General features: G+C 69.6%; 16 protein-coding genes. 8 read left to right on the plus strand and 8 right to left on the minus strand.

Going from position 1 to position 18,909, the window contains the following annotated elements; translation table 11 throughout:
* Window positions 1-8 precede the first annotated feature (8 nt).
* On the plus strand, window positions 9-3,209 hold the full coding sequence (locus ACUTR7_RS16445; protein WP_445609296.1) for a tetrathionate reductase subunit A: 3,201 nt from the start codon (window positions 9-11) through the stop codon (window positions 3,207-3,209).
* Here the strand turns inward: ACUTR7_RS16445 and ACUTR7_RS16450 are convergent, their stop codons facing one another.
* The 8 genes from ACUTR7_RS16450 to ACUTR7_RS16485 form a co-directional block, all read right to left on the minus strand.
* Window positions 3,210-4,646 carry an efflux transporter outer membrane subunit gene (locus ACUTR7_RS16450; protein WP_313235557.1) on the minus strand — a complete coding sequence of 479 codons (1,437 nt, stop codon included), beginning with the start codon at window positions 4,644-4,646 and terminating at the stop codon, window positions 3,210-3,212. It abuts the gene before it with no gap.
* Window positions 4,643-5,830 (minus strand): HlyD family secretion protein, encoded by a 1,188-nt coding sequence (locus ACUTR7_RS16455; protein WP_445609297.1) that lies wholly within the window; start codon window positions 5,828-5,830, stop codon window positions 4,643-4,645. The genes ACUTR7_RS16450 and ACUTR7_RS16455 overlap by 4 nt, the downstream gene beginning before the upstream one ends.
* A gap of 29 nt (window positions 5,831-5,859) precedes the next feature.
* Window positions 5,860-7,635: an MFS transporter gene (locus ACUTR7_RS16460; protein WP_445609298.1), complete on the minus strand. Its 1,776-nt coding sequence runs from the start codon at window positions 7,633-7,635 to the stop codon at window positions 5,860-5,862.
* Window position 7,636: 1 nt separating this feature from the next.
* Window positions 7,637-8,185, minus strand: a complete 549-nt coding sequence (locus tag ACUTR7_RS16465; RefSeq protein ID WP_034394679.1) for a TetR/AcrR family transcriptional regulator — start codon at window positions 8,183-8,185, stop codon at window positions 7,637-7,639.
* Window positions 8,186-8,290: 105 nt separating this feature from the next.
* The gene (locus ACUTR7_RS16470) at window positions 8,291-9,208 is read right to left on the minus strand and encodes a pseudouridine synthase (protein WP_445609299.1); all 918 of its coding nucleotides are present in this window, start codon (window positions 9,206-9,208) and stop codon (window positions 8,291-8,293) included.
* A 12-nt stretch (window positions 9,209-9,220) separates the two neighbouring features.
* The gene (locus ACUTR7_RS16475; RefSeq protein ID WP_012206055.1) at window positions 9,221-9,637 is read right to left on the minus strand and encodes a putative toxin-antitoxin system toxin component, PIN family; all 417 of its coding nucleotides are present in this window, start codon (window positions 9,635-9,637) and stop codon (window positions 9,221-9,223) included.
* Complete coding sequence (locus tag ACUTR7_RS16480) at window positions 9,634-9,861, minus strand: AbrB/MazE/SpoVT family DNA-binding domain-containing protein (protein WP_012206056.1); 228 nt, start codon at window positions 9,859-9,861, stop codon at window positions 9,634-9,636. Before ACUTR7_RS16480 ends, ACUTR7_RS16475 begins: the two co-directional genes overlap by 4 nt.
* Window positions 9,862-9,925: 64 nt before the next feature.
* Window positions 9,926-10,681, minus strand: a complete 756-nt coding sequence (locus tag ACUTR7_RS16485) for a GntR family transcriptional regulator (RefSeq protein ID WP_445609300.1) — start codon at window positions 10,679-10,681, stop codon at window positions 9,926-9,928.
* A gap of 138 nt (window positions 10,682-10,819) precedes the next feature.
* Between ACUTR7_RS16485 and ACUTR7_RS16490 the strand changes: the two genes are divergently transcribed.
* From ACUTR7_RS16490 to ACUTR7_RS16520, 7 genes are all read left to right on the plus strand, one after another.
* Window positions 10,820-11,614, plus strand: a complete 795-nt coding sequence (locus tag ACUTR7_RS16490) for an SDR family oxidoreductase (protein ID WP_445609301.1) — start codon at window positions 10,820-10,822, stop codon at window positions 11,612-11,614.
* Between the two features lie 62 nt (window positions 11,615-11,676).
* Window positions 11,677-12,609, plus strand: coding sequence for a 3-keto-5-aminohexanoate cleavage protein (locus tag ACUTR7_RS16495; RefSeq protein ID WP_445609302.1), 933 nt, complete (start codon window positions 11,677-11,679; stop codon window positions 12,607-12,609).
* A 46-nt stretch (window positions 12,610-12,655) separates the two neighbouring features.
* Window positions 12,656-13,534 (plus strand): SMP-30/gluconolactonase/LRE family protein, encoded by an 879-nt coding sequence (locus ACUTR7_RS16500; protein WP_445609303.1) that lies wholly within the window; start codon window positions 12,656-12,658, stop codon window positions 13,532-13,534.
* A gap of 121 nt (window positions 13,535-13,655) precedes the next feature.
* Window positions 13,656-14,048 carry a hypothetical protein gene (locus ACUTR7_RS16505; protein ID WP_445609304.1) on the plus strand — a complete coding sequence of 131 codons (393 nt, stop codon included), beginning with the start codon at window positions 13,656-13,658 and terminating at the stop codon, window positions 14,046-14,048.
* A complete protein-coding gene (locus tag ACUTR7_RS16510; RefSeq protein ID WP_445609305.1) occupies window positions 14,005-14,976 on the plus strand; it encodes an MFS transporter in 972 nt (323 codons plus the stop codon). The genes ACUTR7_RS16505 and ACUTR7_RS16510 overlap by 44 nt, the downstream gene beginning before the upstream one ends.
* Window positions 14,977-15,013: 37 nt before the next feature.
* Window positions 15,014-16,360 carry an MFS transporter gene (locus ACUTR7_RS16515; RefSeq protein WP_445609306.1) on the plus strand — a complete coding sequence of 449 codons (1,347 nt, stop codon included), beginning with the start codon at window positions 15,014-15,016 and terminating at the stop codon, window positions 16,358-16,360.
* A gap of 147 nt (window positions 16,361-16,507) precedes the next feature.
* Window positions 16,508-18,781 carry an AsmA family protein gene (locus tag ACUTR7_RS16520; protein WP_445609307.1) on the plus strand — a complete coding sequence of 758 codons (2,274 nt, stop codon included), beginning with the start codon at window positions 16,508-16,510 and terminating at the stop codon, window positions 18,779-18,781.
* Window positions 18,782-18,909 lie beyond the last annotated feature (128 nt).

Raw genomic sequence — 18,909 nt, forward strand, 5'->3', positions numbered from 1 at the left:
AGCCTTTCATGACCGACAAGAAGAAACTCCCCCAAGCTCCCGAAGATTCCCTGGATGCCGAGGCCGCCCGCCGCCGCCTGCTGCTGCGCGGCGGACTCACCGCCGGTGGGCTGGCCGCCTTTGCGGCCGGCTACGGTGAAACACTGGCGCGCGGTGCCAAGGGCCTGGTCGCAGGCACCTCGGGTACGCCCACGGCCAGCGCCACGCGCGGCAATTCGCTGACGCCGGAGTTCCGCATCGACCCGGCCACGGGCGCGCTCGCCACCCAGCCCGGCCAGGTGGTCAGCCCCTCCAGCTGCCTGGGCTGCTGGACGCAGTGCGGCGTGCGCGTGCGTGTCGATACCGCCAGCAACCGCATCCTGCGCGTGGCAGGCAACCCCTACCACCCGCTGGCCACCACGCGCCCGGCCGCCATGGAAGAACCCGTGCGCGAGGTCTACGCCAAACTGGGCAAGGAGCTGGGCCTGGAGGGCCGGGCCACGGCCTGCGCGCGCGGCTCGTCCATGCTGGAGCACCAGAGTGCGCCGCACCGCGTGCTCACCCCGCTCAAGCGCGTGGGCCCGCGCGGCAGCGGTCGCTGGCAGAGCATTTCCTTCGAGCAGCTGGTGCAGGAAGTCTGCGAGGGCGGCGATCTGTTCGGCGAAGGCCAGGTCGAGGGCCTGCGCGCCATCTGGGACACCAGGACGCCGCTGGACGCCGACAACCCCGAGTTCGGTCCGCGCTCCAACCAGTTGCTGGTGACCGACGCCTCCAACGAAGGCCGCGCCCAGCTGCTGCGCCGCTTTGCGGGGCCGTCCTTCGGCACCGTGAACGTCAGCAACCACGGCGCCTACTGCGGCCAGAGCTTTCGCGTGGGCGCGGCAGCGGCCCTGGGCGACCTGCCCGGCATGCCGCACGGCAAGCCGGACTGGAGCCATGCCAGCTTCGGCCTGTTCATCGGCGCGGCACCCGCGCAGTCCGGCAACCCCTTCCAGCGCCAGGGCCGCGAACTGGCCGAGGCCCGCTCGCGCGAGGACAACCGTTTCCGCTACGTGGTGGTCTCGCCCGTGCTGCCGACCTCGTCCAGCCTGGCTGCGGGCAGCGGCAACCGCTGGCTGGCCGTCAAGCCGGCCAGCGACCTGGCCCTGGCCATGGCGCTGATCCGCGTCATCCTGGACGAGGCGCGCCATGACACGGGCTTTCTCGCCCAGCCCGGCCCGGCCGCCATGCAGGCGGCGGGCGAGGCGTCCTGGAGCAATGCCACGCACCTGCTGGTCAACGAGCCCGGCCACCCGCGCCATGGCAGCTTTCTGCGCGGCGCCGACCTGGGCTGGGCCCTGCCCGCGCCAGCAGAAGACGGCAAGCCGGCCCAGGATGTGTTCGTGGTGCAGCGTGCCGATGGCAGCCTGGCGCCGCACATCCAGGCCGAGCCTGCACAGCTGATGGTGCGCACCCGCGTGGCCGTGCCCGGCATGAAGGCCGAAGGCGCGGACCAGGCCCCCGAGCTGTCGGTCTGCTCCTCGCTGGCCAAGCTGCATGAGCAGGCCAGCCTCAAGACACTGGACGAATACGCGGCGCTGTGCGGCGTGGCGCGCGGCGAGATCGAGGCGCTGGCGCGCGAGTTCACCAGCCATGGCAAGCGCGCCGTGGCCGATGCGCATGGCGGCACCATGAGCGGCGCGGGCTTCTACACCGCCTACGCCATCAGCATGCTCAACACCCTGGTGGGCAACCTCAACGTGCAGGGCGGCCTGGTGCTGGATGCCGGCCCGTTCGGCCCCTTCGGCCCGGGCCCGCGCTACGACTTCGCCAACTTCGACGGCAAGGTCAAGCCGCGCGGCCTGGCGCTGTCACGCCACCGCCAGCCCTACGAGAAAAGCGCGGAATTCCAGCGCAAGCGCGAGGGCCAGCCCGAGGGCGCGAAGGACTACCCCGCCGCCCAGGCCCCGTGGTACCCGGCCGTGGGCGGCCTGTCCAGCGAGATGCTGGCCAGTGCGCTGGCCGGCTACCCCTATCGCGCCAAAGCCTGGATCAACCACATGAGCAACCCCGTCTACGGCATTGCGGGCTTTCGCAATGCGCTGGTGGACGATCTCAAGGACCCGAAGAAGCTGCCGCTGATCGTCTCCATCGATCCCTTCATCAACGAGACCAGCGCGCTGGCCGATTTCATCGTGCCCGATACCGTGACCTACGAGAGCTGGGGCATCTCGGCGCCCTGGGCCGACGTGGTGGCCAAAAGCTCCACCGTGCGCTGGCCCGTGGTGCAGCCCGCCGTGGCGCGCACGGCCGGCGGCCAGCCCGTGAATGTGGAGAGCTTCCTCTTTGCCGTGGCAGAACGGCTGGGCCTGCCGGGCTTTGGCGAGGCCGCCATCAAGGACGCCCAGGGCCAGCCCCATGCGCTGCGCTCGGCCGAGGACTTCTTCATCCACGCCCTGGCCAACGTGGCCTGGGCAGGTGGCAAGCCCGTGCCGGCGGCCAGCGATGACGACATCGCCATCACCGGCGTGGACAGGCTGGTGCCCGCGCTGCGCCAGCGCCTGAAGGACGATGAATGGCGCCAGGTGGCCATGCTGCTGACGCGCGGCGGGCGCTTCGACCGCATCGAGGACGCCTGGAAGGACGGCCACACCCGCAAGGCCCACGCGCCTGCCCTGCAAGTGTGGAGCGAGGAGCTGGCCCGCATGCGCCACGCCATGACGGGCGAGCGCTACAGCGGCTGCCCCACCTGGTATCCGGCGCGGCTGGCCGACGGCAGCGCCATGCGCACGCATTTCGGCGAGCAGCAATGGCCGCTGCTGCTGACCTCGTACAAGTCCAACCTGATGAGTTCCATGTCGATTGCCGTCTCGCGGCTGCGCCAGGTGCATCCGCACAACCCGGTGTCCCTGCACCGCGATGACGCCGAGCGGCTGGGCATCGCCAACGGCGACACGGTGCGCATCCGCACGCCGGGCGGCGCGGTGACGGCCGTGGCCATGGTGCGCGACGGCGTGATGCCGGGCACCGTGGCCATCGAGCACGGCTACGGCCACCGCGAACTGGGCGCAGGCCGCCACAGCATTGACGGCCAGCCCATGCCGGTGAACGCCGAGCATGCCAATGGCGTGAACCTCAATGACCTGGGCTTTGCCGATCCCACGCGGCCCGGCTGCAAAAACGTGTGGGTGGACTGGGTGTCTGGCGCCACGGTGCGCCAGGGCCTGCCTGCGCGCATCGAGAAGGTCTGATCAGCGGGTGGGGCTGGCGACAGGTGCAGCGTCGGCCTGCCAGCCGCCCCCCAGCGCCTGGTACAGCGCAATGGCGTTTTCCAGCTGGCTCTGGCGCAGGCGTATCACCTCCTGCTGCGCCTGGAAGAGATTGCGCTGGGCGTCCAGCTCTTCCAGGTAGCTGGCGTAGCCGGCCTCGTAGCGGTCCTTGGCAAAGCCCAGGGAGCGCTGCAGCACGGCCTCGCGCTCGCTGGCGTGCTGCCACTGCGACTGCAGGCGCTGGGTGCCGACCAGGGCGTTTTCCACATCGGCCAGGGCCTTGATCACCACGCCACGGTAGGCATAGGCGGCCTGGTCGCGCTGGGCGGTCACGGCGTCGAACTGCCCCTGCAGCCGGCCGCCCGTGAACAGCGGCGCCAGCACGCTGCCGCCCAGGGCCCAGACCGTGGCCGGGTGGTATTGCAGGGCGTTGACCAGCAGGCTGCCGGCGCTGGCCGTCAGCGAGACCTGGGGCAGGAAGGCGGTGCGCTGCACGGCCAGGCTTTCGTCGGCGGCCGCCAGCTGCAGCTGCGCCCGTGCAATGTCGGGGCGGCGCTGCAGCAAGGCAGAAGGCAGGCCGGCGGCCGGCGCAGGCGGCGGTGCGCCCAGCGCAGCGGACTGGCCGTCGGTTGTTGCCATGAGCGCGGCTGCCTGCTCGTCACCCTCGCCGCCGGCCAGCAGCAGGAGCGCCGTGCGCTGGCGCGCCAGCGACAGCTCCAGCTGCTCCACGGCCTGCTGCACGGATTGCAGCTCGGCCTGGGCCTGGGTGAGCTGCAATTGCGAGGTGTAGCCGACGCGCGCCTGCTCATCGGCCAGGCGCAGGGCCTGTTCGCGCGAGCGGGCCGTGGCCTGGGCCACTTGCAGCTGCGATTGCAGCGAGCGCAGGCCCACATAGGCCTGGGCCGTGGTGGCGGCCACGGCCAGGGCCACGGCGTCGCGGTCGGCCTCGCTGGCCTGCAGGCGCAGGGCGGCGGCCTTTTCCAGGTGGGCGATGCGGCCCCACAGATCAGGCTCCCAGCTGGCCTGCAGGCCGGGCTGAACCGAGCGCGTGTGCGCCAGGCCCCGCGCGCCCAGGCTGCGGCCCGTGGAGGCGCCGGCCGTGGCCGAGAGCTGGGGCAGGCCCGCAGCGCCTGCCACATCCAGGTTGGCCCGCGCCTCATCCACGCGCGACAGGGCCAGCAGCACATCGTTGTTGCGGGACTGGGCCAGTTCCACCCAGCGCGTGAGCAGCGGATCGCCAAAGGCCTGCCACCACGATGCCTGGACGGCGGCGGCCGGCTCCTGCCCTGCCCCGCTCCACTGGGCGGGCATGGCGGGCCGGGCCGCTTCGGGCGCGGTGCTCAGCGGCGGCACGCTGCAGCCGGCCAGCGCGGTGGCGCAGGCGATGGCCAGGGCCAGGGCCAGTGCGCGGGCGGTCATGGGCGGGCCTCCGGTTGCGGTGCGGGCTGCTGTGCGGGTTGGGGCTCAGGCTGCGCCGTATCCAGCCGCACCACCACCGACATGCCCGCGCGCAGCCGCGCGGCCAGCTCCTGGTCGGGATCGATTGCGATCTTGACCGGCAGGCGCTGCACGACCTTGGTGAAGTTGCCCGTGGCGTTGTCGGCCTTGAGCACGCTGAATTCCGAGCCCGTGGCCGGCGCGATCTCCAGCACGCGGCCCGTGAGGTGGGCGCCGCCCAGCGCATCGACGCTGAAGCGCACTGCCTGGCCTATGCGCACCTGGGCGGTCTGGGTTTCCTTGAAGTTGGCCACCACCCACAGCGTGTGCGGCACCACGTACATGAGCTGGGAGCCGGCCGTGACGTACTGGCCCCGGCGCACGCCGACTTCGCTGACCTGGCCATCGCCGGGCGCGTGCACCACGGTGTTGTCCAGGTTGATCTGGGCCTGGCGCAGCTGGGCCTCGGCCATCTGGACCTGGGCTTCGAGCGAGGCGCGGTTCACCGTCGTCGCCTTGATCTTCTGGGCGTTGATCTCGATGTCGGCCTGGGCCTTGGCCACGTTGGTGGCCGCCAGGCGCGCGGTGGCACGCACCTTGTCGCGCTCGTTGAGCGAGACGGAGCCGCGCTCGGACAGCGCCTGCACGCGCTGCAGTTCGGCTGCGGCGCGGTCGGATTCGGCCTGTGCCGCCGCCAGGCCGGCGCGGCTGGCGCCCAGCGTGGCGCGGTTCTGGGCCTGGGTCTGGTCGGCATTGGCCAGCTGTGCGCGGGCATTGGCCAGCTGGGCCTGCGCCTGGGCCTGGGCGGCTTCGTAGGTGCGTGCGTCGATGCGCACCAGGGGCTGGCCGGCCTTGACGTTCTCGTAGTCCTGCACCAGCACCTCGGTCACATAGCCGCTGACCTGGGGCGCGAGCACGGTGACGGCGCCGCGCACATAGGCGTTGTCGGTGCTGACCACGGTGCCCGCGAAGGGGAACAGGTTCCAGGCACGCAGCACCAGCAGCACGCCGGCCAGTGCGACCACCAGCATCACCAGCACGCTGCGCAGCGAGGGCTTGATGAGCTTGGGCGATGGCGAAGGTGAAGGCGAAGGCGCCGCAGCGGGAGCCGGCGCAGGCGAGGCAGAGGCGGCCGTGCCGCCATTGGTATTTTCGGAGTCACTCATGTTGTTGTCTTTTCTCTGGGCGAACGGTTTCAGGCGCGGGCGACGGGTTGGGTGGGCGGCTGGCCCGGCGCGTCCTGCGGCGCGGCGGCATCGGTGCCGCGCATGGCCGAGGCATCGGCAGCGGCGGCGCGCATGCGCTCCACGAAGGCGCGCTGGCGTGCGCGGCCGGCCAGGGCCAGCATCCACAGCAGGTAGAGCACGGCCACGCCGGCCGTGAGCGCGAACACGTCGTTGTAGGCGCGCACATTGGCCTCGCGGCGTGCGGCCTGCGCCAGCTGGGCCGTGCCCTGGGCCGCACGCAGGGCCGGGTCGGCGATGACGCGGGCCAGGCTTTGCTGCTGCAGGCGCAGGCGGTCGGCCACGATGGGGTCGGTGGGATCGACATCGGCCACGATGGCGGCCGAATACACCTGCTCACGGTGCATCTGGTAGGTGCTCAGCAGGGCCGAGCCCATGAGCGCGCCCATGGCCTGCGTCATGGAGATGGTGACGATGGCCGTCAGCATGTAGTGCGCGCCGAACTTCAGGCCCTGCACCACGCCGATCAGCATCAGCGGCCCCATGAACAGGCCCGCGCCCACGGCCATGAGGAACTGGCTGCCGAAGAAGTCCTCGGGCCGGGCCAGGCTGGTGCGGCTGTGGTCCAGCCAGGCCGCCAGCGCGAACAGCACGATGGAGCCCACGATCTGCTTGCCCATGTTCTCCAGCCCGAAGGTCAGCGCCGACACGGCAATGCCTGCGATGGTGCCCAGCAGGATGACGATGAACAGCGGCTGCATCTGGTCCACCGTCATGCCCAGCATGCGCTGCATGCCGATCACGCCATAGGTCTGCTCGGTGGTCAGAAAGCGCAGCAGCAGCGCACCGATCACGAAGCGCACCGTGGGCGCCAGCACGAACCAGCGCGTCTGCAGCATGGGGTTGCGGCGGTGGTGCTCGATGTACAGCGCCACGCTCAGCAGGACGATGGAGCCGATCAGCATCCAGGCCAGCCAGGGCGTGTCCAGCCACCAGTGGTTGTAGCCCTGCACCAGCACGGCGATCAGCAGGCCCACGCCGGGCACCATCAGGAAGAAGGTCAGGAAGTCCAGCCGCTCGAAGCTGCGGATGTGCACGCCCGGCGGCAGCTTGAGCACCACCACGCCCGCGAACGAGATCAGGGCCAGGCCGGCCTCGAACAGGTAGAGGTTGTGCCACTCGCTGTTGAACAGCAGGCCCGGCGACAGGATCCAGGCCAGCGGCGTGGCGATCTGCCCCAGCCCCACGCCGATCACCAGCATCTTCAGCACATGCTTGCGCGGCGCAGCCTGCAGCATGTAGAGCGTGCCCAGCGTGCTGCAGGTGGCGCCCGCCAGACCGCTGGCCGCGCGCAGCATGAGCAGGCTGGTGTAGCTGCCCAGCACCAGGTGCAGCAGCGTCAGCAGCGCATACAGGCCCAGGCCGATCTCGGCGAACAGCCGCATGCCGAACTGCTGGCGGAATTTGTAGACCAGCAGGTTGGCCGTCATGTTGAGCATGACGTAGGCGCCGGTCAGCCAGGCGGCCTCGGAAGACGTCAGCCCCATCTGGCCCTGGATGGTGGGCAGGTTGGCCGTGAACAGTGCATTGCCCAGGCCGCCCGTCAGCGCCACCAGCACGGCGATCAGGCCATAGGCGGCGCGCACGGCCGGCTGGTGCAGCGGCATGGACGGCGAGCCCGGCAGGCTGGGCTTTTCATGCTCTTCCCAGTCCGGCGGGGGCTTGAGGTAGATGACGGGGGGCGACGGGGGCAGCACGGGCCCCGGTGGAGTGGGTGTGGTGGCCATGTCAGGCCTTCAGGCCTTGCCAGACGATCTGCAGCGCCTTGCGCGCCAGCGTGCGGCGCTGCTGCGGCGTCTCGCCGCGCAGCGAGGCGCCCAGCATGCCGAAGACCAGGGACAGCTCGGCCTGCGTCAGCGGCTGGCGGCAATGGCCGCAGGCCACGGCCCGGTCCATGGCCGGCCGAAAGATCTGCCACATGGCAACGCGGGCCTGGGCGATGACCTCGTCGCCGCGCTCCACGGTGCGCCAGTAATCGGTGATGGGGGCCGAGACCGCAATGCGCTCGGCCAGGCGGGACAGCAGCTTGTAGAAGGCATCGTCGTCCTCGGCCATGGCTTCGGCCGCGCTGCGCATGTTGTCCAGCGAGCGTTCCAGCAGCGCCAGCATCAGCGCGCGCCGGTCAGGAAACTGCCGGTACAGCGTGGCGCGGCCGACCTCGGCGCGCTCGACCACCAGGTCCAGCGGCGCGGTCACGCCGTGCTCGGAAAACACGGCATCGGCCGCGTCCAGCAACTGGGCGCGGCGGATATCGGCACTGGGTCTTTTGGAAGTCATGCGGACAATTATCGGACAAAGTTGTCCGTTAAATGTCCGCAACCGGCCTATCCCATGGCGGGGCCATGGGCAAAAAACCAACGGTTTCCGGCAGTGGAAAAGCCTCTACAGGTCGGTCAGCGGCAGCAGCTGGCGGCGGCTGTCAAAGCGCCGCGACTGGCCGTCCAGAGGATCGGTGAAGGCCAGGCTGCGCGCCAGCAGCTGCAGCGGACGCGAGTAGTCGCCCTCGGGCATGTCATGCACTTCGGGGTAGAAGCCGTCGCCCCACAGCGGCAGGCCCAGGGCGGCCATGTGCACGCGCAGCTGGTGGCGCTTGCCGCTTTCGGGCTCCAGCCGGTAGCGCGCCCAGCGGCCGTGCTGCTCCAGCACCTGCATGTGGGTGCGGGTGTTGGGCGCGCCGGCCACCTCGTGCATGCGGAAGAAGTGCCCGCTTTCTTCCATGCGGCTTTCATGCGTGCGCGGGAAAACCAGGTCCTCGCGCCAGGGTGCCACGGCCTCGTAGGTCTTGTGGATGGCGCGGTCGCGGAACAGCGCCTGGTAGATGCCGCGCGTGGCGCGCTGCACCGAAAACACCACCAGACCCGCCGTGTCGCGGTCTATGCGGTGGATGGGCGACAGCTCGGGCAGGTCGAACTCGCGCTTGAGCCGCACCAGCAGCGTCTGCTGCAGGTACTTGCCGGCCGGCACCACGGGCAGGAAATGCGGCTTGTCGGCCACCAGCAGATGCGCGTCGCGGTGGAGGACCTCGGCCTCGAAGGGGATGGGCGGCTCGGCCTGCAGCTCGCGGTAGTAGTAGTAACGCAGGCCCGGCGCAAAGGCCGTGCCTGCATCGGCGGCGCGGCCATGCTCGTCCACCACCTCGCGCAGCGCCAGGCGCCGCAGCCAGTCTTCGCGCGCCACGGCCGGCAGGCGCTCGGCCAGAAAATCGATCAGCAACCCGCCGCCCTGGCTGGGCAGCACCACGCAGCTGGGGCTGACGCCGTCGCGTATGGGAAGAACCTTGGGGTCGTGGGCGTTGTGCATGGATTCCTGCCCTCAGCGCTTGTGCAGCGCTGCCCACTCATCGGGCGTCACGATCAGGCCGGGAAAGCTGTCTCGCAGCGCCAGAAGGTCGCCGTCGCCGGTGATGAGCGCCTGGGCCCGGCCCACATGCGCCAGCACCAGGAACACCTGGTCCTTGTCGTCCCGGCACAGCGGCAATGCAGGCCAGGGCTGCGGCAGTGTGACGACATCGGCCCAGGGCAGGAAATCCTCCAGCAAGGCCTGTTGCTCGGCCGTTGACAGCTTGAACTTCGGGTAGGCGAGCACACGCAGCAATTCGCTGGCCGTTTCCCTGCAGACCAGGGGCTTCAACTGCTGGTGCTGCCAGGCCCGGCGTATCCACGCAAGACGGCCGGACGTGAACAGCAATGCCGAGAGCACGACGTTGGTGTCCAGGACGACACGCATCATTTGCGCGCCCAGGAGGTCGCCTCCTGCACATCCTCTTCGGTGATGCCCATCTGCTGCAGCTTGTCGCGGACGGCCTGTGCGCGCTGGACACGCTGCACGTGCACGGGCGTGAGCACGATGCGGCCGTTTTCCACGGCCACCTCGAAATACTCTGCGGCCTCCACCTCGGACACCACGGCCTTGGGCAGGGTGATCTGGTTCTTCGACGTCAATTTGGCAAGCATGGCCGGCTCCTGCAAATGAGAGAAAACACGGAAATCTTACTTCCTTACCTCATTCCTCTGCGTCTCACCGGGCTTCTTCACCTGGCGAGGCTGGCCCGCTCAGTCCACTCACGCCGTTCAACCCGCTGTCCGCCGTCACCAGCACGCCCGCCGAAACGATGTAGTCGGCCGCGCTTTCGATGTCGCCGCGCAGCGCCTCCTTGGCGGCTGGCGCATCGCCGCGCCGCAGCGCCTCGACCAAGCGCGCATGGTGGCCGACCGCCACCTGTTCGCTCACGCGGCGCGAGCCCGAGCGCATGTCGTGGTTGAGGATGGGGCCTATGCGCAGCCACAGCGCCTCGATCATCTGCAGCAGCATGGGCATGCCGGCCGCGCTGTAGACGGCGAAGTGGAAATCCTTGTTGAAGGCGATGAGCCGCGCGCCGTCCGGCGAGGCGCTGGCCATCTCGGCCGCAAAGCGGTACTGCAGTGCGGCGATGCGTTCCAGCTCGGCGCCCGGCAGTTGCCGGGCCGCCTGCTCCGTGGCCAGGCCTTCGAGGTTGACGCGGATGCGCGTGATCTCGCGGAAGGCGCCTTCCGTCATCAACGGCACGCGCAGCGCGCGGTTGGGCGTGAGTTCCAGCGCCTGCTCGGCCACGAGCCGGTGCACGGCCTCGCGCACGGGCATGACGCTGACGCCCAGCGCGCTGGCCGTGGTGCGCAGCGAGATCTGCTCGCCCGGAATCATCTGGCCCGTGATCAGCAATTCCCTGAGCTGTGCATAGACATCGCTGCTGAGGGTCTGCCGTTTGAGTGGGGTGACTAGTTCGTTGATGGCCATGGCGGCGATGGTAGCGCGGCGCCGCCGCTGTCATGGCGCATAGGGTATTCACCATATTTGATCTGTGATCACAGATACAAAATCCAAACCCAACCCGAATCCCTTTCACCTTTGTTTGAGTTCCCAAGGAGTCCCCGCATGTGGAAAAACGATCTTCTGGCCGGCCAGCGCGTCCTGGTGACGGCGGGCGCCGCCGGAATCGGCCTGGAAATCACCCGCGCCTTTGCCGAGGCCGGCGCGCGCATCATGGTCTGTGACGTGGCCCAGACCAGCCTGGATGCGCTGGCTGCCGCTCTGCCCGGCGCCAGCGGCCGTCTTGCCGATGTGTCGGATGCCTTGCAGGTGCAGGCCCTGTTCAAGGCCGTGGACAACGAGTTGGGCGGCCTGGACATCCTCGTCAACAACGCCGGGGTGGCCGGCCCCACGGGCGCGGTGGAGACGCTGGACCTGGCCGACTGGCAGCGCACGCTGGATGTGAACATCACCGGCGCCTTCCTGTGCACGCGGCTGGCCGTGCCCCGGCTCCGGCAATCGGCACGCGAGGGCCGGCAGGCGGCCATCGTCAACCTGTCTTCGGCGGCAGGCCACCTGGGCATGCCGGGCCGCACGGCCTATTCGGCGTCCAAGTGGGCGGTGATCGGCCTGACCAAGTCGCTGGCGCTGGAGCTGGGCGCCGACGGCATCCGGGTGAACGCCATCCTGCCGGGCGCCGTGGACGGCCCGCGCATCCGCGATGTGATTGCCGCCAAGGCGCAGGCGCGCGGCCTGCCGCTGGAGGACGTCACGCGCAGCTACACGCACCAGGCCGCGCTGGGCCGCATGGCCACGGCGCGCGACATTGCCAACATGGCCGTGTTTGCCGCCAGCCCGCTGGCCGGCCATGTCACGGGCCAGGAGCTGGCCGTCGATGGGCTGACACAGGCGCTGAGCTGAGCGCCCTCTCCTCCTCTCCTCCTCCCCTCCTCTCGCCTTTTCACCGTTTGCAAGGACCTTCCATGGCCACCCGCACCAAAGCCATCATCACCTGCGCGCCCACGGGCGCCATCCACACGCCCAGCATGTCGCCCCACCTGCCCGTGACGGCCGAGCAGATTGCCCGCGCCGCCATCGATGCCGCCGAGGCCGGCGCCGCCATCGTGCACCTGCATGCCCGCGATCCGCGCGACGGGCGCCCTTCGCAGGACCCGGAGCTGTTCCGCCCCTTTCTCAAGGCGATCCGTGCCGAGTGCGATGCCATCGTCAACATCACCACGGGCGGCAGCCCGCACATGACGGTGCCAGAGCGCATGCGGCCCGTGACCGAGTTCCAGCCCGAGCTGGCCTCGCTGAACATGGGTTCGATGAACTTCGGCCTGTTCCCCATGCTGGAGCGCTTCAAGGACCTGGAACACGCCTGGGAGCGCGAGCACCTGGAAAACAGCCGCAACCTGGTCTTCAAGAACACCTTTGCCGATATCGAAGGCATCCTGCGGCTGGGCCAGGCCCAGGGCACGCGCTTCGAGTTCGAGTGCTACGACATCAGCCACCTGCACAACCTGGCGCATTTCGTGGACCGGGGGCTGGTGCAGGGGCCCGTGTTCGTGCAGTCGGTGTTCGGCATCCTGGGCGGCATCGGCGGCCACCCGGAGGACCTGATGCACATGCGGCGCACGGCCGACCGCCTGCTGGGCAGCAACTACCAGTGGTCCATCCTGGGCGCCGGGCGCAACCAGCTGCCGCTGGCCACCATGGGCGCGGCCATGGGCTCGCATGTGCGCGTGGGGCTGGAAGACTCTCTGTGGATAGGCCCGGGGCAGCTGGCCACCTCCAGCGCCGAGCAGGTGCGCCGCATCCGCACCGTGCTCGAGGCCCTGAATATCGACGTCGCCACGCCTGACGAGGCGCGCAGCATGCTGGGCCTCAAGGGTGCGGCCAACGTCGCCTTCTGAATCGCCTTCCCGGGCCAGCCCCCATGCCACCGAACAGGAGACTCCCATGCAGATCGATATCGTCGCCGACCTCAAGACCACGCTGGGCGAAGGCCCGCTGTGGGACGTCGGGCAGCAGCGCCTGTACTGGATAGACAGCTTCGACGGCCGCATCTTCCGCTGCACGGCCGACGGGCGGGAACTGCGCGCCTGGGAAGTCGGCCAGAAGATTGGCTCCATGGCACTGCGCCGCGACGGCCGCTCGGCCCTGGTGGCGCTGCACGGCGGCGTGCACACGCTGGACCTGGAAAGCGGCGAGCTGGAGCTGGTCGTCGCCCCCGAGTCCCACCTTCCCGGCAACCGGCTCAACGACGGCAAGGTGGACCGGCAGGGCCGCTTCGTCTTCGGCTCCATGGACACCCTGGAAGAGCAGCCTTCGGCGCGGCTGTACCGGCTGGACACGGACCTGAGCCTGCATGTGCTGGACGAGGGCATCATCTGCTCGAACGGCCCGTGCTGGAGCCCGGACGGCACGACGCTCTATTTCTCGGACACGTGGAGCGGCGAGATCCGGGCCTACGACTACGACACGGCCACGGGCCATGCCAGCGGCCGCCGGACCTTTGCCCCGGTCGACACCAGCGGTGGTGGCGCGGCCGACGGGGCCACGGTCGATGCCGAAGGCTGCCTGTGGCAGGCCCTGGTGTACGCGGGCCAGCTGGTGCGCTACACGCCGGACGGCCGGGTGGACCGGGTGATAGAGATGCCGGTGCGCAAGGTGACCAGCGTGATGTTCGGCGGGCCCGGGCTCGACACGCTGTACGTCACCTCCATGGGCAAGCCGCCGTTGCCGCGTTTCCCGGCCGACGGCCAGTCCCGTGGCGCGCTGTTTGCCGTCAAGGGGCTGGGCGTGCGTGGCCTGCCCGAGCAGCGCTTCGGCGCCTGAGCGCGGAGCCGGGCATGCAGGCCCGGAGCCTTCGCACCGCAACGCCGCCCGCCCCGCGAAGCGGCGCCTTCATCCACACAACAATGAAACGGCACCCACCGCTGGTGCCCGGGAGACCGCCATGGCCCAGGCCCCGCGCGCTTCGCTGCGCCAGATCCACCGCTATTCATGGGTATCCCTGCTGGTCTGCTGGCTGATCTGGGTACTGAATGCCTACGACCGCGAGATCGTGCTGCGGCTGGGGCCGACCATCTCCCGGCACTTCGGCCTGTCGGCCGACGAATGGGGCACGGTGGCCACCATCGTGATGCTGGCCCTGGCCGTACTGGACATTCCCGGCGCGATCTGGAGCGACCGCTACGGCGCGGGCTGGAAGCGCGCACGCTTTCAGGTGCCCCTGGTGCTGGGCTATACGGCGCTGTCGTTCGCCTCGGGGCTTCAAGGCGCTGAGCGGCAGCCTGGCGGGCTTCGTGGCGCTGCGCGTCGGCGTCAACCTGGGCGCCGGCTGGGGTGAGCCCGTGGGCGTGAGCAACACCGCCGAGTGGTGGCCGGTGGAGCGGCGCGGCTTCGCGCTGGGCGCCCACCACACGGGCTATCCGGTGGGCGCCATGCTCAGCGGCCTGGTCGCCGGCTTTGTGCTGTACGCCTTCGGCGAGGAGAACTGGCGCTATGTGTTCTTTGTCGCGCTGGTCGTCGCCATCCCGCTGATGTGGTTCTGGGCGCGCTACTCCACGCCGCAGAAGATGGAACTGCTGTATGCCGACATCGCCGCCCGGGGCATGACCCCGCCGCAGGCCAGCGTGGCGGCGCAGGTGGAAAAAGGCCAGGCCTGGCGCACCCTGCGCAGCACGCTGGCCAACCGCAGCATCGCCCTGACGGCTGGCAACACCCTGCTCACGCAGGTGGTCTACATGGGCATCAACGTGGTGCTGCCCGCCTACCTCTACAACATCATGGGCCTGTCGCTGGCCGAATCGGCAGGCATGAGCGTGGTGTTCACGCTCACCGGCATCCTGGGCCAGCTGGTCTGGCCGGCTCTGTCGGACGTGATCGGGCGCCGCGTCACCCTGGTGATCTGCGGCTTGTGGATGGCCGCCAGCGTGGGCGCCTTCTACTTCGCCGACACCATGGCCCTGGTCGTGGTGATGCAGCTGCTGTTCGGCCTGGTCGCCAATGCGGTCTGGCCCATCTACTACGCGGTGGCCTCGGACTGCGCCCAGCCCGCGGCCACCTCCACGGCCAACGGAATCATCACCACCGCCATGTTCGTGGGCGGCGGCATCGCGCCCGTGCTGATGGGCAGCCTGATCGCCCTGGGCGGCGGCTGGACCAGCCCCGGCGGCTATGCCCTGTGCTTCCTGGTCATGGCCGGCTGCGCGCTGGGCGGCGTGGCCCTGCAGCTGGGCACGCGCGGCAACGCCGCCTCCACCGCCACCGCCTGACTCCGCTTTCCTCCACCCATCTTTCCAAGGATTCGCCATGGTCCATCACCCATCGCCCTCCCCTGTTCACGCGCCGCCCGCACGGCCGCAGCCTGCCGCCGGCGACAGGCAGTCGCTGCTTAACGCCCGCATCTTCCGCAGGCTGATGCCGCTGCTGGTGCTGTCCTATGTGATCAGCTTCATAGACCGCACCAACATCGCGCTGGCCAAGTCGCACATCGCGGTGGACCTGGGCATCTCGGCGGCCGCCTACGGCCTGGGCGCGGGGTTGTTCTTCCTGAGCTATGCCCTGCTGGAGGTGCCCAGCAACCTTGTCATGCACAGGGTGGGCGCGCGGTTCTGGATCACACGGATCATGGTGACCTGGGGCCTGCTGTCGGCCGGCATGGCCTTCATCACCGGAGAGACCTCGTTCTACGTGATGCGCGTGCTGCTGGGCGCGGCCGAGGCGGGGCTGTTCCCCGGCGTGATGCTCTACCTGACCTACTGGTTCGGCCGCGAGGAACGGGCCCGCGCCATCGGCTACTTCCTGCTGGGCGTGTGCATTGCCAACATCCTCAGCGGCCCCGTGGGCGGCGCGCTGCTGCAGATGGACGGCATCCTGGGCTGGCACGGCTGGCAGTGGATGTTCGTGATCGAGGGCCTGCCCGCCGTGGCCCTGGCCTGGGTGGTCTGGAAGAAGCTGCCCGACGGCCCGGCCAGCGCGCCCTGGCTGACGGCCGCCGAATCGCGCGAGGTACTGCAACGCCTGCAGGCCGAGCAGGACCAGCAGGCCAGCGCCGGCCAGGTGGGCCACTCGCTCCGGGACTGCCTGCGCGACCGCCAGATCTGGCTGGCCATCCTTGTCTACTTCTGCCACCAGATCAGCATCTACACGGTGATCTTCTTCCTGCCGGGCATCATCGGCACCTACGGCCAGCTCTCGCCGCTGCAGATCGGCACGCTCAATTCCGTGCCCTGGATTGCAGCGGCCATCGGTGCGGCCTGGCTGCCGCGCTTTGCCACCCACCCGCAGCGCTGCCGGCGCATGCTGCTGGCGGGCCTGGTCACCATGGCCGCCGGCCTGCTGGTGGCCGCGCTGGCGGGCAAGGCCTCGCCAGCCCTGGGCCTGCTGGGTTTCAGCCTGACGGCGCTGATGTTCTTCGTGGTGCAGTCCGTGGTCTTCCTGTTTCCCGCCTCGCGGCTGGCGGGCGCGGGGCTGGCGGGCGGCATAGCCCTGGTCAATACCTGCGGCCTGGTGGGCGGCTTCATCGGCCCCACGGTGATGGGGATGATCGAACAGGCCACGGGCAGCACGCGCAACGGCCTGTTCATCATGGCGGGCCTGCTGGTGGTGGCCGCCCTGGCATCCACCCGGCTGCGCCAGGGCCAGGAGACGCCGTGATGACGGCCCCTTCCCAGCCGCAGGCCGCGCTGTAGGTCAATCTCCTGTATGCGGGCCTGCCGGCTGCCCGCCAGCGCGTCCCGGGCCTTGGCAAGCGTTTTCATGGCGATAGGATGGACCGAACCCCATTTAGCGGCCCCCTGCGCCATGACAGACACAGCGACCGACACAGCGAACCACAGCCCCGCCACACCAGCACCCCACCGCCCAGCCCGCCGCCGCTGGCTGCGCGCCCTTTTGTGGACGGTGTCGGCCCTGGTGCTGCTGCTCGCCGCGGTTGTGGTCCTGATCGCCACCTTCGACTGGAACCGGGCCAAGCCCTGGGTCAACGAGCGCGTCAGCGAAAGCACCGGCCGCCACTTCGCCATTGAAGGCGACCTGCGCCTGCGCTGGACCTGGCCCCAGCCCCTGGACCAGGGCTGGCGTCATTGGGTCCCGGGCGTGACCATCGAGGCCGAGCAACTGGCCCTGGGCCAGCCCGAAGGCTGGCAGGTCGAGCAGGAGCCGGCCAAGGGCAGTGCCGAGCTGCCCGCCCTGCCTGCGCCGCCCGACCAGTTGAACAAGGGCCGCCTGCCCGAGGAGAAAGCCAAGGAACAGCCCAAGGGAAAGGCGAAGGACAAGGACGAAGGCAAGGACAAGGACTCGCAGGCCAGCCCTTCCGCGCCCAAGATCGACAGCGACAGCATCGTCCTGGCCGACGAGAAAATGGCCCCACCCCCGCGCGACGCCGACACCATGGCCACGGCCGCGCGCGCCACGGCCAGCCTGCGGCTGTGGCCGCTGCTGGGCCGGCATGTGCTGCTGGACCATCTGCAACTGGAAGGCCCTGACCTGGTCTTTGCCCGGCGCAAGGATGGCAGCAACAACTGGACCTTCAAGCGCCCCGAGTCCACAGGGCCGCGCTGGCGCTTTCAGATAGCGCAATTGAGCCTGCGCGGCGGCCTGGTGGGCTGGAGCGATGGCGTGCGCCAGATGGCGGTGCGCGCACGTCTGGACAGCCTTGTGCAGCCGCCCAGTCCAGACTTTCCGTATGGCATGCGCGTCGGCCTGACCGGCCGCATCGCCAAGGCCACGGTCGAGGCCCAGGGCCTCATCGGCCCCGTGCTGGACCTGCAAAGCGAACAGGCACGCTTTCCCGTGAAGCTGTGGGCCCATGCGGGCAGCCTGCGCGCCCGGGCCGAGGGCATTCTCGACAATCCCAGGGCGCTCAAGGGCATGGACCTGCAGGTGCGCCTGCGCGGCTCCAGCATGGCCGACCTGTTCCCGCTGACGGGTCTGCTGCTGCCGCGCACACCGCCTTTCGACACCAATGGCCATCTGGTCGGCAGCCTGGAGCCGGGGCGCGCCGTCTGGGACTACGAGGAATTCGATGGCCGCGTGGGCCAGAGCGATCTGCGCGGCACGCTGCACTACGCATCGGGCAAGCCGCGCCCCAAGCTCAGCGGCGATCTGGCCTCGCGCAAGCTGCGCCTGGCCGACCTGGGGCCGGTGGTGGGAGCACCGTCCACCAAGCAGGGCCAGAAGACCCGGCAGGCGGCCAGCGGCAAGGCCCTGCCCACGCAGCGCTTTGACACCAGCAAATGGAACGCCATGGACATGGATGTGCGCTTCAAGAGCGACCGCATCGAGCGCCCCCAGGCCCTGCCCATCGAGGACTTCAGCGTGCATGCCGTCATGGACAACGGCGTGCTGCGCCTGTCCCCGCTGCGCTTTGGCATGGCCAAGGGCCGGCTGGATATCGAGGCCGTGGTGGACAGCGGCGCCAAGCCGCCCAAGGCCAGCCTCCAGGGCAAGGTGCAGGGGCTGCAGCTGTCGGCCCTGTTCCCCGAGATCGAACTGATGAAGAAAAGCCTGGGCAGCATGGATGGCGCGCTGGGCCTGGAGGGCCGGGGCCAGTCCATTGCCGAATGGCTGGGCACCAGCTCGGGCGACATCCGCCTGTATGTGCGCGATGGCCGCTTCAGCAAGCAGCTCCTGGACCTGGCCGCACTGAACCTGGGCAGCGTCATCGTCACCAAGCTGTTCGGCGCCGACAAGGAAGTGCAGCTCAACTGCGCCGTTGCCGACCTGACCGTGAAGCAGGGCATTGCGCGCACCCGCAACGTCAAGCTGGCCACGCCCGAGGCCATCATCGAGGCCACCGGACAGATCAGCCTGGCGCAGGAGACCATGGACCTGCGCATCGTGCCCGAGTCGCTGAAGTGGAAGTTCTTCTCTCTGCGCACGCCCCTGTATGTGCGCGGCAGCTTCGCCAACCCCAAGGTGGGCGTGGAGCCAGGCCCGCTGCTGCTGCGCGCGGGCGCGGCCGTGGCCGCCGCCGTGGTGGCGCCGGCGGCCCTGGCCCTGGTGCCGCTGACGGTGCCGGCCGCCGAGGAAGATGCGCAATGCCAGCGCCTGCTGGCAGAAAGCAGCAAGAAGTAAACGCGTGGCCAGGATGCGCGGCAAGCGCCGCGCTGCATTGGCGCAAAAAGGCTAGCAAACCCGGTGGCAATGTGACGAAATAGCGCCGCAGCACACAGGCATCGAGACGCGGCGCCGGCAGGTCAAGA

The organism is Delftia sp. NA_296.1, from assembly GCF_052692095.1.

Coding starts and splice junctions, on each gene's coding strand:
- ACUTR7_RS16445 (WP_445609296.1), top strand. CDS start 9: ATGACCGACAAGAAGAAACTCCCCCAAGCTCCCGAAGATTCCCTGGAT.
- ACUTR7_RS16450 (WP_313235557.1), bottom strand. CDS start 4,646: ATGACCGCCCGCGCACTGGCCCTGGCCCTGGCCATCGCCTGCGCCACC.
- ACUTR7_RS16455 (WP_445609297.1), bottom strand. CDS start 5,830: ATGAGTGACTCCGAAAATACCAATGGCGGCACGGCCGCCTCTGCCTCG.
- ACUTR7_RS16460 (WP_445609298.1), bottom strand. CDS start 7,635: ATGGCCACCACACCCACTCCACCGGGGCCCGTGCTGCCCCCGTCGCCC.
- ACUTR7_RS16465 (WP_034394679.1), bottom strand. CDS start 8,185: ATGACTTCCAAAAGACCCAGTGCCGATATCCGCCGCGCCCAGTTGCTG.
- ACUTR7_RS16470 (WP_445609299.1), bottom strand. CDS start 9,208: ATGCACAACGCCCACGACCCCAAGGTTCTTCCCATACGCGACGGCGTC.
- ACUTR7_RS16475 (WP_012206055.1), bottom strand. CDS start 9,637: ATGATGCGTGTCGTCCTGGACACCAACGTCGTGCTCTCGGCATTGCTG.
- ACUTR7_RS16480 (WP_012206056.1), bottom strand. CDS start 9,861: ATGCTTGCCAAATTGACGTCGAAGAACCAGATCACCCTGCCCAAGGCC.
- ACUTR7_RS16485 (WP_445609300.1), bottom strand. CDS start 10,681: ATGGCCATCAACGAACTAGTCACCCCACTCAAACGGCAGACCCTCAGC.
- ACUTR7_RS16490 (WP_445609301.1), top strand. CDS start 10,820: ATGTGGAAAAACGATCTTCTGGCCGGCCAGCGCGTCCTGGTGACGGCG.
- ACUTR7_RS16495 (WP_445609302.1), top strand. CDS start 11,677: ATGGCCACCCGCACCAAAGCCATCATCACCTGCGCGCCCACGGGCGCC.
- ACUTR7_RS16500 (WP_445609303.1), top strand. CDS start 12,656: ATGCAGATCGATATCGTCGCCGACCTCAAGACCACGCTGGGCGAAGGC.
- ACUTR7_RS16505 (WP_445609304.1), top strand. CDS start 13,656: ATGGCCCAGGCCCCGCGCGCTTCGCTGCGCCAGATCCACCGCTATTCA.
- ACUTR7_RS16515 (WP_445609306.1), top strand. CDS start 15,014: ATGGTCCATCACCCATCGCCCTCCCCTGTTCACGCGCCGCCCGCACGG.
- ACUTR7_RS16520 (WP_445609307.1), top strand. CDS start 16,508: ATGACAGACACAGCGACCGACACAGCGAACCACAGCCCCGCCACACCA.